The sequence below is a fragment of the Virgibacillus salexigens genome, from assembly GCF_014905415.1.
In the GTDB taxonomy this organism is placed as follows: Bacteria; Bacillota; Bacilli; order Bacillales; family Amphibacillaceae; genus Virgibacillus; species Virgibacillus salexigens.
Genome location: NZ_BNEO01000003.1, coordinates 75,026 through 89,579, shown reverse-complemented (window position 1 = coordinate 89,579; position 14,554 = coordinate 75,026). Strand labels below are relative to the sequence as shown.

Below are 14,554 nucleotides of genomic sequence, written 5' to 3'. Positions count from 1 at the left end.
GACTACTAATTACCCGCCATAAAAAATATAAATGGAGTTCAACAATAATACGCCATTTATATTTCAAAGCCCCTTATGACAATGGGTGATATTGACCAGATATTGCATCAACGATAAAGTCTGCAGCCTTTCTGTCTTTGCTATTAACAATCCAGTATGGTCTGTAAAAAAACTGTTTCTGTTTCAGCTTTAATTCTGAAAGGCTTAACATTCTCATTTTTAAAGCGATGGCATGGTAAATAAATGATTCCGATTTCGTTTGGCAGTCTTCCAGCGATTGTTTCAACGGGAGCTGAACATGATACGGTAGTTCAACATGAGTAAGCTTTGGCTTACAATCAATTAAAGAACCCTTCCCACTAATTCCGTCAATTGTACAACCCACTTCCTCCTTTACTGGTAAGAACAAACGTTTCGCTTGTACTGTATAATTAAAATAGTAATAGGGATAGTATACAAGCCGATTCACTAAGAACTGGCTATTTGAATCTAATTGATATAGGCTGGTTTCAATTTCCTTTTCTGTAAATCGTACTGCTTGAGCCAACATTGTATTGTCCATAGTCTACCTCCCCATTTTTGCATTGGCAGGAAGAGCTATGTTAGTGACTTTTTCCTTATTTCTTATGAACTTCGTAATATTCTGAGCCTCTATCGCTAGCCCTTCGTGTATTCCTTTTTCCAAATTTTTAGGAATATCTCGATTTAATTTCGCCAATTCAAATGCTTCAAGTACTGGAGAAGAAGGCGGAGTCTTCCCAAATAAATTCCCTAATAACATAGCCATTACTGATAGGATCAAGCCAGCTAAAAAAGGATGAACACCAGTAATACCCTGTAAAGAAAACAATTCCCAAAATATATTTGTTACCGATCCTCCTATCATTGCACATAATACACCTACCTTGTTCGCTTTACGTGAATAAACAGACGCAATATATGGAACCAGAAAAGTATTCCCTAATACACCAAACGCAAAGACAACAAGTGTAAAAACAGTAGGAGGTTGATACGTAGCTACAATAATTCCAATTACTCCGCCAATTAAAATACATAATCTCGAAACCAATAACACCTGTTTTTGACTAGCACGCTTATTTATAAACCGATGATATACATCACGTGATAGGGTTGTACCCGCTTGCATTAATAAAGAATCACAGGTAGACATAATAGCAGCCATAATGGCTGATAATAAAATAGCTGATAGAACCCCTGGAAAAAACGTATAAACAAGTTCTGGAATAACCATTTCTGGATCTGAAATGGTAGGCATAATCACAATTGCTGATAGACCTAAAATATATGGAGTAAATGTAAATAACTGATTAAATCCAGCAGACCATAATACAGCTTGCTTTGCAGTATTTGGTTTTTCCATTGACATATGTCGCACGACAACATGAGGCAGCCCCATATACCCAATCGCATAAATTAATACTGCTCCAATAATAACTCCCCACTGTCCATAATAAATAAGATCTTTACCCCAAATACTGAGATAACTGGGATCAATCGATCGAAGGGATTCATTCAATCCTGTAAGACCACCAACTTCCGGAAGAACCATAATCCCTATTGCTGTAACCCCGATAAACATAATAACTCCTTGAATAAAACCACTAACCGCTACAGCAAGGTATCCTCCTGCTACGGTATAAGTAATAATGATACCTACTCCAATAATAAGTGCCCATTCATAAGAAAAACCAGACATTGCCTCTAAGGCCTTACCTGCTGCAATAAATTGAGCGAACGCATAGGAAAATAGAAACACAATAGCAATTACTGCTCCAACAACACGAATAGCTACACTTTCAAACCGATTCTCTAAATATTCAATTGGTGATAGCGAACCCAAAAGTTGCGACAGACGCCTCATTCGTTTTCCTAGCACAGAAATATTTACAATCGAACCACCTGCATCTCCAATGGCATACCATAAAGCATGCCAACCCTCCTGAAACGCTTGAGCAGGACCGCCCATAAACATAAACCCGCTCATCGATGTACTTTGCATACTGATTGCAGTAACGGGAGCTCCTAGTTTTCTATCTCCTAATAAGTAATGATCTGGCGATGTCGAAGCTCTTCTCGTAAAGTATAAGCCAATTCCGAGCATCGATAGTAAGTAAATAAAGAAGATAATTATATCCAAATTCATTTAGCATCATCCCCTTTTTCCACATTTCTTTGAGCTTCATGTTTTTCTTCACGGCCGAATTTAATAAACATGAATATCCCTAGTGCTATCCAAATCAGCGGCCAAGGAAGCATAAGCAATGCTGTTTCTACAGGTAAGCCAAACATAAACTTCCTCCTTATTCTAACTTGTCCTTTTATAAATTTTCTTGCATTGTTAAATTGTATAGTAGAAAAGAAAAATAAATGATTTACAAAATGTTAAAAATAACTTCACCTGCGTTAACAGTTTGTAGAACAGAAGGCGCAAGCGTCTGTTATAAAGGAAAGCCGGCTAAATTAGACTGTCCTGCCTAAGAACCTGTTTTATGTTAAAAAAATCATCCGAATGGATTTGAGTGAAATCGTTCGGATGATTAAAGGAATAAGCCTTCGTCTCTTCATGTTATTTTCTCAATACAGAATAAATAAATTTCATTTCGTTCTGGATCTGCTTTTTCACCGGTTCAATATCACACCGCTGCAGCAGATCTTGTAAGTAAGCAATATCCCGTTTAAAATAAAATGATTCATGATATTGTCTCATAATCACCACCTCTCTTTTGTTATATGAGAGGTATTCCCGGCACCATTGTAAATAAACGGTTTATTTATATTGGAATTAGGATATAAGTGCTTTAAAATTAGGCATTTATTATACACAGAAAGTTGAATTTTACGTAACATAAAACTGTATCACTATAACACTTTACTTCAGCTCACTGCCCTCCTTGATTAGGAGGGCCTTTTATTTTATATACCTATGGTCTGGTTCTTGTGGTTCAATCCATAATTTATGAAACTTCCTTTTTACCATATAGGATGAATTTTAGATATATCCACTATCAATCGGTTTCCAATTTGCCAAATGATACCGTATGAAGTTAGCTGAATAAATTTTTTCTAACACGTTCCCGTTATATACATAAGTACTTACTCTTGAAAGGATACCTGCAAAAAAACGGTGACTTCGCAAAAGCAATCACTTTTATACGAAAACATCGCTTTAACTAGTTTATGTTTTTTTCTTTGGTACATGCTCGAATATTTCACCACTTGCAAAGAATTCCGTAACTCGTTGGATCCAATCATAGTAATCCATCCACTCTCTAATTTCATGAAGAAGTTCATTAATTGCTTGTTCATCTTCTTCTGCTACATCTGATTCCAGCTGTAGTGTATCTAATTTTTGAATTAATCGTTGTTCGAAATTCCGGCTGCGATTGATCGCTTTTTGCCATGTAAATATAAATAGAGAAATGAATGTCTGATAATAGTCTTCTTCTACTTGATATAAATCTTTGCGGACACCTTTCTTAAAAACACGCTCAGCAATGTTCATATCAATCATTTCTCTAACTACCTGACTCATTCTGGTTTTGCTCATGCCCGTCTCAGCAGATAATTCATCTAAAGTCATCGGTTCTCTATTCATATAAATGATACCAAGTACGCGCCCAACACTTGTTGATACCCCGAAGGCATTCATATTATCCGTTATCTTTTCAATAAATTGTGTCTTAACATTTTCAATTTGTTCTCTATTATTCATTAAATAAATCTCCTTATTGGCATGTTCTTTGAACTTTACCACATTGTAGCTAAAAACCAAAATGACGAAAGCAGCATATTGTTTATATAATTGCCAAAGGAAAGGAATAACAGAATAAGAGCTTTAACCATTACATGATTCCTTTAGATTTGATTATATCGTTGTACATGGAACAATAATCTTCGATGACATTTTTCCTCCATGATAAATCGTCTCATTCGCTACATAACCCTCGGTATGGGTTTTCGTTGTCTTACCATTATTCAAATTAATATCATACAACGGTGCGTTACTTGCTGCAATATCAAGGCGTAATCGATGGCCCTTCGACAATTTATATGCAGTTGTTCCAATATCTGCTAATAAACAAAATGGATGGTTATCCACCACCTTTTCACGATGAAATGAATACATAAGCACCCATGCTCGACCACTTGGATCTACATCAGATATTCGCAATGAAATATCACATAAACTCGTTGGAGAAGAACACCAGATTTCTGCTTTGAGCGTACCTAATAATTGTATGTCGCTACTTATCGGTTTTGTTGTATAAACAAGGACATCATCACGCTCATGAAGGTTACTTATATCAAATATACCGGATTCCACGCCTGCTATCAATGATCCTCCTCCACTGGTCGGAACAGGATGGTATGGATCAAGTGTAAGTGAACTTTCTGTCACCTTACTCGAAGGTTTGGAAACTAGCTCTCCATCACCTGCATTTGTTTGCGATTTTCCCCTGCTTTCCAGAAAAAATTTTTGTTGTTCAACGTTAGGGAATTCATCGTATGCTACCCATCTTTGCTGACCCATCAAGTATAACTGTACTGGTTTTTGAATAGACAATGGCTTATCTTTTAACCATTTGTCAAACCATTGTATATGTACTTCAGTAGGGTCTGCAATTTGATCAGCACCTATATTCTTTGCTGCGCCAGCAAAGAATTCTGCACCGGCTTGACCAGTCATTTGTTCATGCGTCCAAGGTCCAATCCACAACATTTTATCCCCTTGATACGCTTCATAGGCTTGTAAGGTTGGGGAAAGCAATGCGTCAAACCATCCTCCCATAAAAAGAGCTGGTATATCTACATGAGATAACTGCTCCTTCAATTGCAAACGTTCGACTAATTGATTGTCCAACCTCCCTTGCATGATATCGAAGAAAAATGAGCCTGGATCAAGATTCTTCATTGGTGACCACTGATTGGCGGGCGCTTCATGCATATATTCGGTTAGATGCTCCAAATAGTTATTTAGCTGTACTTTATCTAGTAGATTCTTTCGTTTTAATTGGTCTTCAACGATGGAACCTAACACCCATGTTTCAAACTTACCAATCGCATGAGGCGCAGAGCCAGTACCAAGAATATCCCCCCAAGGATCAGCCATTGTCATAACAGGAGCAATGGCTTTTAACGATGGTGGTTGTTCCACTGCAGCAGCAAGTTGTGTATATCCGTGATAAGACATGCCAAATAATCCGACTTTTCCATTGGAAAATGGAAGACGAGCCGCCCATTCTACTGCCTCAAATCCATCTTTTCCTTCATGTACAAATGGATAGAATTCTCCACCAGAGGCATATCTTCCGCGCACGTCTTGAAGGATGACCACATAACCTGCCTCTACCATTCTTGGGACTTCTAGGTATTCATCATAATAGCGTCGCGCTTCCTTGTTATATGGAAGCCTCAACATAAGCACCGGGTATTCTCCTGCTTCGGCGGGACGGTAAACATCGGATTGTAAAACCGTACCATCAGATAATTCACAGGGCATATTTTTATCTATCTCCATGTTATGAGCCTTCATCATTTTCCTCCTCGTTGAACGATTCAGCAAATCTTACTTAGAAGATTTGACGGGCTGCAGTTTCCGTTCAATCCATCCCATAATCAGATCAGCAATAATCGCCATTAACGCTGTTGGAATGGCTCCAGCAAGAATAATTGGTGTACCATCCGTGGCATTTGTTCCAGTAAGGATAATTGCCCCTAGGCCACCAGCACCAACAAACGCCCCGATTGCTGCAATCCCAATACCAATAACTAATGCAGTACGAAGCCCTGCCATAATAACACTAACAGCAAGTGGTAGTTCTACCATGCGAAGCAGTTGAAATCGAGTCATTCCAGAAGCATACCCAGCTTCAACCACATCTTTATTTACCTCTTTCATACCAACATATGTATTTTGCGTAATTGGCAGAATGGAATAAAGCATCAGGGTTACAATTACGGTGTTTGTACCAAGTCCCATTACAATCATAATAACTGCCATTGCTCCCAATGCTGGTATTGTTTGGATAATACTTCCAAATGCCAGTACCCAACTGCTTAATTTCCCGTATTTTGCAATTAGTATACCAAGAGGTATCGAAATGATTGCAGCAAATAATACACCATAGGCGGCCATCAGAAAATGCCTGTAAAACTGCACCCAGATATAACCACTATTCTGACTAACATAATGGATAAATTGTTCCAATGTTTCCAATTCACTCACCCTCCTCTGCTACTGACTGCTCAAAATAATTATGTTCTTCAAGAAACTGTTTGGCTACTTTCCGAGGATTAATTAATTCCACATCCGCTTGATAATTTAGCTCTTGCATCGTTTCTGTAGAAATTTGATTATTTAGCCGTTCCGTAATTTCTCGAATTTCCGGATACTTCTCTAGTACCTCATCTGCAATTACTGGGGACGCGTCATAAGGTGGGAAGAATTGTCGATCATCTTCAAGCACCTTTAAATTAAATTCTTTAATCCGTCCATCGGAAGAGTATGCTAGAACAACATCCATGTAGCCACTAGCCGCCGCTTGATACACGAGTCCTATATTCATTGGGAAAACCTCTCCAAAGGAAAAATAGGATTGTTTAAATCCGTCATATCCGTCCCCTTTACGATTAATCCAAGCGTTATCAACACCGAAACGTAAATCATTCGCATACGGTTCCAAATCAGATATCGTTTCAATATTATTTTCTTTAGCAAATTCCTCGGTCACAGCCACAGAATAACTGTTTTCAAATCCATATGGAGCAGCCCAAGTTTGGTTAAAACGATCTTGGAATTCACGTTTCACTATTTGTAACGCTTTATCTGGGTCCGTGATTGGATCCATGCCAAGAGCTCCGGATAAATCCGTTCCTGTATAACGTGTACTGGTAATATCTAGGTCCCCTCTCGTCATGCCTTGATGCTGAACAATAGATGAACCAAGATGCGTCACTAAATCCGTATCTGCATCCGTTTCTCTCTCAATCATGATTGACAGCATTTCCGCCAGGATATGGGATTCCGATGTACCTAATGAACCAATTTTAATTGTTTCATTAGTTGTACTTGCCAGCCCAGGCAAAGAACAGCCTGAAAGGAACACAAATAGTAGAAGGAATATGCTGCCTTTATAAATCATTGTTTTCACATTTACACCTCCAAGTTTATGCCGTTTTATAAGAATCCTTTAATCCATCGGGTGTTAACCGATTTTCTAAAAATGCAAGTGAGCGATCTGCAATTACAGCAAGTATCGTAGCCGGTATCGTACCAGCAATAATTAGTGATGGCTGATATAAGTTCAATCCATCAAAAATAAAATCACCAAGTCCTCCACCGCCGATAAAAGCTGCAAGTGTTGCCCAACCAACAAGATAAACAGTCGATAGGCGAATACCTGCCATAATTACCGGCAGAGACAAAGGAAGCTCCATCTTCACAATCGATTGCCAATTGCTCATTCCCATTCCTTTACCTGCTTCTTTCACACCTGGATCCACATCTCGCACACCAATATATGTATTTCGTAAAATCGGCAGCAAGGAATAGAAGAATAGTGCGAAAATCGCCGGAACCTTTCCAACCCCCATAATCGGAATGAAGAATGCTAGAATTGCTAGACTTGGAATGGTTTGTAAAATACCAATAAATGAGATGAAACGATCGGCAAAATTCGGTTTCCTCGATAGGACAATTCCAAGCGGTACAGCGACTAAAACGCCAAGAATAATCGCTGCAAGTGATATATATAAATGCTCCCATGTTTTAACAAGCAGTTCATTACCGTATTCTGCAAGAAAATCCATCATTTTCACTTCCCTCCTATTCTGCTTCTGCTGCAGCTACCATGTCATTTGTTTCCATACCATCGCCCCAAATTGTGTCATAGACAAGATTAGCTAATGTCGCACGAGTCACAATTCCTGCTAGTTTTTTCTCATCATCAACAACAGGCACATATTTTACTCCTCGACGAAGGATTTTGTGAACCGTATCACGTAGTAGACTATAACGAGAGACAGAAAATAACTCTTTCTCCATTATTTCTTCTACGAGATGCATCTTCTTATAGTTTAAATTAATCCCCTCTATGTCAATAAAACCTTGGAGCTTATTCTCACTATCTACCACTAACAATGAATCTACATGTCTATCTTTCATTGTAGATATGGCAGATTTCAAAGTCGTTCCCATTTGTACGGTTACAGGTGAATGCTCCATGATTTGTTCGACCGTAGTAACATCAGGCCTGCCTTGAATTAACCGATCCTTACCTAGGAATTCTTCCACAAATTCATTTGCTGGATTTCGCAGAATCTCATCTGGAGTATCTGCTTGAACAATTTGTCCATCTTTCATAATGACAATACGGTCGGCAAGCTTCAACGCTTCATCCATGTCATGTGTTACAAAGACAATGGTCTTATCCAGTTCTTTTTGTAACTTCTTAAATTCTTCTTGTAACGAATCCCTTGTAATTGGATCAAGTGCTCCAAATGGTTCATCCATTAAAATTAGTGGTGGATTTGCTGCTAAAGCACGAAGCACCCCAATGCGTTGTTGTTGACCTCCACTTAATTCGTGCGGATATCGATCAAGAAATTCCTCCGGCATATCTACTAGTTTTAATAACTCACGTGCACGTTTATCCTTCTGCTCTTTGGACCATTTTAATAGCGTCCCAACAAGCACAATATTTTCTTTAATCGTCATATGCGGCATAAGGCCAATTTGCTGAATCACATATCCGATAGATCGCCGTAATTTAACTGGATCTTGTTCTACCACATCTTTTCCATCGACAAGAATAGACCCTTCCGTTTTATCAATTAGGCCATTGACCATCTTCATTGTGGTTGTTTTACCACATCCACTCGGCCCAATAAAACAAACAAACTCTCCTTTTTTAATATGTAAATTTAAATCCTTAACGGCTATTGTACCGTCTTCAAATTGTTTGGAAACGTGTTTAAACTCTAACAATACTAGCACCTCCATTAATACTGTCGAACTTTGTCGCCTATACAAGTATAGGAGAAAGATCCAACAATCGAAACAAGCATTTGAATCCATACACTTTGAAAACTTTATAAAATATTTATTGTACAAAGTTTTTATTCTGTATAACGTAGAATTGCTTAAAAATTCTTCGTATTTAATGGTGATCTGGTTTTTTACTTACAACTAAATAGGAGGTATGAATGTTATCAAAAATTTACATCTGATTTTTTCAATCAGCTTGAAGCAGTATAAATCCTATGGTATTATCGATATCGAAAATCGATATTGTATTTCGAAATAACTCGATAAGAAGGGGTAGAATTGGAAGATAGAGTACTAAGAAAATTATTTTTAGGTTTTATTCAGATTCATATCTTACATCATGCTGCAGAGCATCCTATCTTTGGCTCCTGGATGTTAGAGGAATTGAAAGAACACGGATATAGCATAAGCGCTGGTACCCTATATCCAATCCTTCATTCGATGGAAGCAGATGGTTTGTTAACGAAAGAAGAACAGAATGTAGAAGGAAAAATCCGAAAGTATTACACATCCACGGATAAAGGCTTGACTGTTCTTAAAGAAGCTCGAGCGAAAGCGTATGAACTATTTAAAGAAATTAAAGATTAGCCGGAGGAGATGAAATGAAAAAGAAGAAGAACAATCAAAACAAAAACGTATCTATTCCATCGTTACTGGAAATCTTATTTGTCTCAACGAGATTAGGCTTAACTTCATTCGGCGGGCCAATCGCGCATCTTGGTTATTTTCATGAAGAATACATTCGTAGACGGAAATGGATGGATGAGAAGCATTATGCTGATTTAGTAGCATTATGCCAGTTCCTACCTGGACCTGCGAGTAGCCAGGTTGGTATTGGGATAGGCGTAATGCGTGCTGGAGTACTTGGCGGTATTGTTTCGTTTTTAGGGTTCACTATTCCTTCTGTACTAGCTCTTATCGTGTTTGCTCTACTCATGCAAGGCCTAGACATTGGTAGTGCCGGTTGGATTCAAGGTTTAAAAATCGTAGCGGTTGCTGTTGTTGCTCATGCAATTATCGGAATGGCTCAAAAACTAACTCCTGATATAAAGCGAAAAGCGATCGCACTACTTTCATTAGTAGTAACCCTGCTATGGCAAACAGCATATACCCAAATAGGCATTATACTATTATCTGGGTTTATTGGGTTTCTCATCTATAAAAACAATACAAATGATGATGCAAATATTCATTTTCCAATTTCAAAGCGTTTTTCGTTCATTTGTATATCGCTATTTTTCGGGCTATTACTATTACTTCCCATTTTAAGAGAAATCAGTGCGAATCATTGGATCGCTATGTTCGATAGTTTTTATCGATCTGGATCGCTTGTATTCGGTGGCGGACACGTCGTCTTGCCTTTACTTGAACGTGAATTTGTACCTACAGGGTGGTTGAGTGAAGAAGCCTTTCTTGCTGGTTATGGTGCAGCTCAAGCCGTCCCGGGACCATTATTTACCTTTGCTGCCTATCTAGGTGCTATAATGAATGGCTGGTTAGGGGGGATCCTTGCAACCTTTGCAATCTTTCTACCTGCTTTTCTACTAATCTTAGGAACTCTCCCGTTTTGGGATAGTCTTCGCAGTAATCGAAAAATCAAAGGTGCATTAATGGGCGTAAACGCAGCAGTAGTTGGAATTCTTATTTCTGCCTTCTATCAACCAATTTGGACAAGCTCTATTTTAGAGCCGATTGATTTTGCTTTTGCTGCCATCCTTTTCAGTATGTTAGTTTACTGGAAATTGCCTCCTTGGACAGTTGTACTGACAGGAGCAATCGGAGGCACCTTACTATCGTTTATTTAAAGATTTATTTTTTCATTCCTCCTAGGTATAGTTCATTATGGAACCTTATACTGGGAGGTGATAATTTTTATCTATCTATTTAAGATATAGTCACTTCCTTCCTAAACTTGAACTTCCGTAATGGAGTTCCGCACTGACTTCATGATTTTCTCAAATGCTTCCTGCGCTTTTACCGAATCACGCTCCTGAATCGCTTGTAGCAATGTTTCATGGTAAGGATAGCTTTGGTCAAAAATATCGTCTTTTCCAAATGGCACATTCCAAAATTCATGAAAGGTTTCCCAGAAAGAATGGATCATGCTCTCAAGCATCGAATTATTTGATGCACGGTAAATAGCCTGATGAAAATTAGAATCTGCCAGATTTGCCTTCTCTCTTTTCCCTTCACTCAAAAATCGAACATATTGTTTTAAATGTAATTTCATCACTTGAATATCCGCTTCATCAGCTACTTGTACAGCTAATTGCACAGCTTTTCCTTCCAGTGCCTCCCTCACCTCAAGCGTCTCTAGTAAGAAATTCTTTTTATCTTCCACTTCAAAGGCAAGCTGAACCTGAAAAGGATTCATATCTTTAATGTAAGTCCCTTTCCCATTTAATACTTCAATGGCTCCTTGAGCTTCGAGGAGCTGAAGGGCTTCTCTTAATGAAGATCTTCCAATTTGCAATATATCTACCAATTGAGCTACAGAAGGTAGTTTATCACCGCTCTTCAGATTTTCCCTTTTTATATAATCTTTGATTTCCTTTGCACAGATTTCCGATAATCGCTTCTTTTTTATTGCTTTCACTTCATTCACCTCTGAATCAGCTATGTACAGCTATTATACTATTGGGTTTGATTAATAACAAAGGCCCAGCATTTATTTTCAGAAAAAACAAACCTTTCATATAGGTTGATAGTATGATAATATAAATGCAACGATTAAAAAAGTGGACATAACGCGAGAAACTTTTCAAATGGCTTTCGTTGTACTCCATTTAATGATACCGCTTTAAAGTAAGAAGAGAGCCTTTCTCCTCCAATCTATTAGACAAACTAGTTTGTTTCGCAGAACTTTTAAAGCGTTTACAAAAATAGTATTTAACGGTCTATTAACAAGCAGTTCAAATTTATTAACCAACGATTTTTGAACATGGATTCCATGTGCTGCAAACAAGCAAAATTTTACTAAAGGGAGAGATACAAGTGAGTCAAAATGAAGTGAAACGCCCAACTGTACGAATGGCATTAATTCCCATTGCCTTGTCTCTTATCATTTTTATTGTCGGTATTGGTGTGCTTCAATACCAAGCTGAACTAATGCTCATCTTCGCAGGCGTACTGTTTTCACTATTCGCTAAGTTTTACGGCCATAACTGGGAAACGATTATTACCGTTATGGGAGAAAAAATCAAAACCGCTTTGCCCGCTATTCTTATATTATTCAGTATCGGACTATTAATCGGTACCTGGATGATTTCAGGGACAATCCCATTCTTCGTTTATTACGGGCTGGAAATCATCAACCCTACTTACTTATATGTACTTGCATTTATAACGACAGCCATCGTGTCAACATGTACTGGTACCTCATGGGGATCAGCTGGAACGATCGGTGTCGCGCTCATGAGTATTGCCCAAACGATGGATTTATCCATGGCAATCACCGCGGGTGCAGTCGTGTCAGGCGCTTATTTTGGAGATAAACTCTCACCATTATCTGATACTACCAATATGAGTGCACTTGCCGCAGGCTCGAATTTGTATGAACACATTAAGCATATGCTCTACACCGCTGTCCCCTCATCTATTATTGCTATCATCATTTTTTATTTTGTTGGACTACAAATTGATTCATCACCAACGCAGTTAACGAGTATTGAAGAGATGCTGACTGGGATTAGTGAGTTGTTCAGTCTTACCCCTTTGGTTTTACTTCCAGCAGTGATCGTTATTACAGGTTCTCTCATGAAGAAAAATCCATTAATCGTACTGTTTTGTTCAGCAGTGACGGCAATGATCATCGCCCTGCTATTTCAACATGCCACCGTTGCTAACTTATTTACGGCGGCCGTTGAAGGATTCAATACAGAAATGCTAGGTGTCGCTCCAGAACTTATTTCTGCAGATATTCAGGAACTACTTAACCGCGGCGGACTTTATTCGATGTACAATGCAACGTTCTTTGTGTTCTGTGCATTCTTTTTCGCTTCTGCATTAGAGGTTTCCCAAGCGCTTAACGTTATCCTTGAAAAAGTTATAGCTTACCTAAAATCCATTGGAAGTGTAATCTTCGCTTCTCTAGTAACAGGTTTTGCTGTGATCAATTGTACGTCGAATGCCCTCGTCACCTACTTCCTAATCAAAGATATTTATGGTGATGTGTACAAAAAGAGGAATCTGCACCCAGTAAATTTATCTCGTAGCATGGAAGATTCAGTCACCATTACAGAAGTTCTTATGCCATGGACCGTTTCAGGTGTATTTATGGCAACGACACTAGGTGTAGGTAACTTTGAGTTCCTCCCATGGGCAGTTTTTAACTTGGGCGGTATCGTTTTCTCTGCTTTATACGGTTTTCTTGCTCCTTATACAAATAGTTTTGGTATTAAAAAATTAAATAGTCAACAAGTAACAGAAGAAAAAAATCAACAAGCAATGTAATAGGGGATAGACAGGCACCCATTATTTCTAACGTAATATACTTATATAGAAGGAGTGATGGCAATGCCTTGGCAAGAAAAAATCAGATTTTTAATAGGGCAACCTGTAGGAATTTCCTTAACAAATGGGCAAGGCACATCAGGAGTTTTATGCGGTACTTCTGACAGAAAGGTCCTTGTTATTGAGTACATGTATCAAGATCAGTTCGCTATGAAACAATACGATTTTTATATGATTCAGGATATAAATGGATTTCCGCCTTGTCATAATCAACAACCACTTTATTAATAAGATTTGATTCTGAAAAAAGAATCTAACTGTTCTTGCAAAGTAGCCCTTTAATGTCTTACCCATTTAAGTTCGTTTCAATGATACAAACTTAAATGGGTAGCAACACCACTGCATATCATAAAAGAAACATCGTAATACCACTTACCCTACTGTTCCCGGTACTGTTAATTAAATATCCCTCCTTTTACTGTCCTTACAATTACATTTTCTGTTTATGACAATACATTCGAGAAGGCTTTCCAGATTGTTTATTGTGGCAATTTCTTCTGGGGTTTCAACAACTGTTTCAATATTTACGATGATATTTTATATTCCCCCATAAACTACAATCTATGAGGTAATACGTAGGCCAAGCGTGAAAAATCTATTATATCTATAATTATTGATTTGCAATTAAAAACAAGTCTAATATTGACCGTTTTTCTTCCTTACCGAAGTAATTACCTTCTGCCATACTTACAATAATGCTCTATCATTCGAGTGATTAACACTAGTAGGATAGATAGGATAATTAATAAGTTAAATATATTGAGGAATCTCTTCTACTTCTTCCACTAGTTCTAATATGTATCTGCCCCCTCTATTTCTCCATCATATGTTAGTATTTCGAACCCACCATAACGATATTCACCAGCATAGGTAGGCTTTCTCCGTTTCCTATAGAACGTATCTGCATTATCTTCTATCATCATTCGTAAGTATACTTTATTATAATAGATTAGTAACGTTGTCTCTTCAAACAAA

Annotated in this window: 16 protein-coding genes; 4 read left to right on the top strand and 12 right to left on the bottom strand. The window is 38.0% G+C overall.

Features of this window, described 5'->3' with window-relative positions:
• Positions 1–73 precede the first annotated feature (73 nt).
• The 10 genes from JKP73_RS14495 to JKP73_RS14450 all read right to left on the bottom strand — a co-directional run bounded on the left by JKP73_RS14495 (position 74) and on the right by JKP73_RS14450 (position 9,007).
• Positions 74–562 carry a hypothetical protein gene (locus tag JKP73_RS14495; RefSeq protein ID WP_038246345.1) on the bottom strand — a complete coding sequence of 163 codons (489 nt, stop codon included), beginning with the start codon at positions 560–562 and terminating at the stop codon, positions 74–76.
• 3 nt (positions 563–565) lie between these two features.
• Positions 566–2,164, bottom strand: a complete 1,599-nt coding sequence (locus JKP73_RS14490; protein WP_200411497.1) for a sodium/proline symporter — start codon at positions 2,162–2,164, stop codon at positions 566–568.
• Positions 2,161–2,310: a hypothetical protein gene (locus JKP73_RS14485; protein WP_021292459.1), complete on the bottom strand. Its 150-nt coding sequence runs from the start codon at positions 2,308–2,310 to the stop codon at positions 2,161–2,163. Before JKP73_RS14485 ends, JKP73_RS14490 begins: the two co-directional genes overlap by 4 nt.
• A gap of 277 nt (positions 2,311–2,587) precedes the next feature.
• Entirely contained in the window at positions 2,588–2,728 is a 141-nt protein-coding gene (locus JKP73_RS14480) for a hypothetical protein (RefSeq protein ID WP_021292460.1), read from the bottom strand.
• 468 nt (positions 2,729–3,196) lie between these two features.
• Positions 3,197–3,733, bottom strand: a complete 537-nt coding sequence (locus tag JKP73_RS14475) for a GbsR/MarR family transcriptional regulator (RefSeq protein WP_021292461.1) — start codon at positions 3,731–3,733, stop codon at positions 3,197–3,199.
• A gap of 153 nt (positions 3,734–3,886) precedes the next feature.
• Complete coding sequence (locus tag JKP73_RS14470) at positions 3,887–5,554, bottom strand: CocE/NonD family hydrolase (RefSeq protein ID WP_200411496.1); 1,668 nt, start codon at positions 5,552–5,554, stop codon at positions 3,887–3,889.
• A gap of 33 nt (positions 5,555–5,587) precedes the next feature.
• Positions 5,588–6,238 carry an ABC transporter permease gene (locus tag JKP73_RS14465; RefSeq protein ID WP_021292463.1) on the bottom strand — a complete coding sequence of 217 codons (651 nt, stop codon included), beginning with the start codon at positions 6,236–6,238 and terminating at the stop codon, positions 5,588–5,590.
• Position 6,239: 1 nt separating this feature from the next.
• Positions 6,240–7,163, bottom strand: coding sequence for an osmoprotectant ABC transporter substrate-binding protein (locus tag JKP73_RS14460; protein ID WP_031335834.1), 924 nt, complete (start codon positions 7,161–7,163; stop codon positions 6,240–6,242).
• A gap of 25 nt (positions 7,164–7,188) precedes the next feature.
• Entirely contained in the window at positions 7,189–7,833 is a 645-nt protein-coding gene (locus JKP73_RS14455; RefSeq protein ID WP_021292465.1) for an ABC transporter permease, read from the bottom strand.
• Between the two features lie 13 nt (positions 7,834–7,846).
• Positions 7,847–9,007 (bottom strand): betaine/proline/choline family ABC transporter ATP-binding protein, encoded by a 1,161-nt coding sequence (locus tag JKP73_RS14450; RefSeq protein WP_021292466.1) that lies wholly within the window; start codon positions 9,005–9,007, stop codon positions 7,847–7,849.
• A 339-nt stretch (positions 9,008–9,346) separates the two neighbouring features.
• Here JKP73_RS14450 and JKP73_RS14445 point away from each other — a divergent pair, with 339 nt between their 5' ends.
• Positions 9,347–9,655, top strand: coding sequence for a PadR family transcriptional regulator (locus JKP73_RS14445; protein WP_200411495.1), 309 nt, complete (start codon positions 9,347–9,349; stop codon positions 9,653–9,655).
• A 14-nt stretch (positions 9,656–9,669) separates the two neighbouring features.
• Complete coding sequence (locus tag JKP73_RS14440; protein ID WP_200411494.1) at positions 9,670–10,872, top strand: chromate transporter; 1,203 nt, start codon at positions 9,670–9,672, stop codon at positions 10,870–10,872.
• A gap of 101 nt (positions 10,873–10,973) precedes the next feature.
• Here the strand turns inward: JKP73_RS14440 and JKP73_RS14435 are convergent, their stop codons facing one another.
• Complete coding sequence (locus JKP73_RS14435) at positions 10,974–11,663, bottom strand: FadR/GntR family transcriptional regulator (RefSeq protein WP_021292468.1); 690 nt, start codon at positions 11,661–11,663, stop codon at positions 10,974–10,976.
• 398 nt (positions 11,664–12,061) lie between these two features.
• Here JKP73_RS14435 and nhaC point away from each other — a divergent pair, with 398 nt between their 5' ends.
• Together nhaC and JKP73_RS14425 are read left to right on the top strand one after the other, a co-directional pair.
• Positions 12,062–13,519: a Na+/H+ antiporter NhaC gene (gene nhaC / locus JKP73_RS14430; RefSeq protein WP_200411493.1), complete on the top strand. Its 1,458-nt coding sequence runs from the start codon at positions 12,062–12,064 to the stop codon at positions 13,517–13,519.
• Positions 13,520–13,582: 63 nt separating this feature from the next.
• Positions 13,583–13,807 carry a hypothetical protein gene (locus tag JKP73_RS14425; protein WP_021292470.1) on the top strand — a complete coding sequence of 75 codons (225 nt, stop codon included), beginning with the start codon at positions 13,583–13,585 and terminating at the stop codon, positions 13,805–13,807.
• A 563-nt stretch (positions 13,808–14,370) separates the two neighbouring features.
• Here the strand turns inward: JKP73_RS14425 and JKP73_RS14420 are convergent.
• The gene (locus tag JKP73_RS14420; protein ID WP_200411492.1) at positions 14,371–14,553 is read right to left on the bottom strand and encodes a hypothetical protein; all 183 of its coding nucleotides are present in this window, start codon (positions 14,551–14,553) and stop codon (positions 14,371–14,373) included.
• Position 14,554 lies beyond the last annotated feature (1 nt).

Excerpts from the sequence above, each read along its gene's own strand:
- JKP73_RS14495 (WP_038246345.1), bottom strand. The coding sequence starts at position 562 with ATGGACAATACAATGTTGGCTCAAGCAGTACGATTTACAGAAAAGGAA.
- JKP73_RS14490 (WP_200411497.1), bottom strand. The coding sequence starts at position 2,164 with ATGAATTTGGATATAATTATCTTCTTTATTTACTTACTATCGATGCTC.
- JKP73_RS14485 (WP_021292459.1), bottom strand. The coding sequence starts at position 2,310 with ATGTTTGGCTTACCTGTAGAAACAGCATTGCTTATGCTTCCTTGGCCG.
- JKP73_RS14480 (WP_021292460.1), bottom strand. The coding sequence starts at position 2,728 with ATGAGACAATATCATGAATCATTTTATTTTAAACGGGATATTGCTTAC.
- JKP73_RS14475 (WP_021292461.1), bottom strand. The coding sequence starts at position 3,733 with ATGAATAATAGAGAACAAATTGAAAATGTTAAGACACAATTTATTGAA.
- JKP73_RS14470 (WP_200411496.1), bottom strand. The coding sequence starts at position 5,554 with ATGAAGGCTCATAACATGGAGATAGATAAAAATATGCCCTGTGAATTA.
- JKP73_RS14460 (WP_031335834.1), bottom strand. The coding sequence starts at position 7,163 with ATGATTTATAAAGGCAGCATATTCCTTCTACTATTTGTGTTCCTTTCA.
- JKP73_RS14455 (WP_021292465.1), bottom strand. The coding sequence starts at position 7,833 with ATGATGGATTTTCTTGCAGAATACGGTAATGAACTGCTTGTTAAAACA.
- JKP73_RS14440 (WP_200411494.1), top strand. The coding sequence starts at position 9,670 with ATGAAAAAGAAGAAGAACAATCAAAACAAAAACGTATCTATTCCATCG.
- JKP73_RS14425 (WP_021292470.1), top strand. The coding sequence starts at position 13,583 with ATGCCTTGGCAAGAAAAAATCAGATTTTTAATAGGGCAACCTGTAGGA.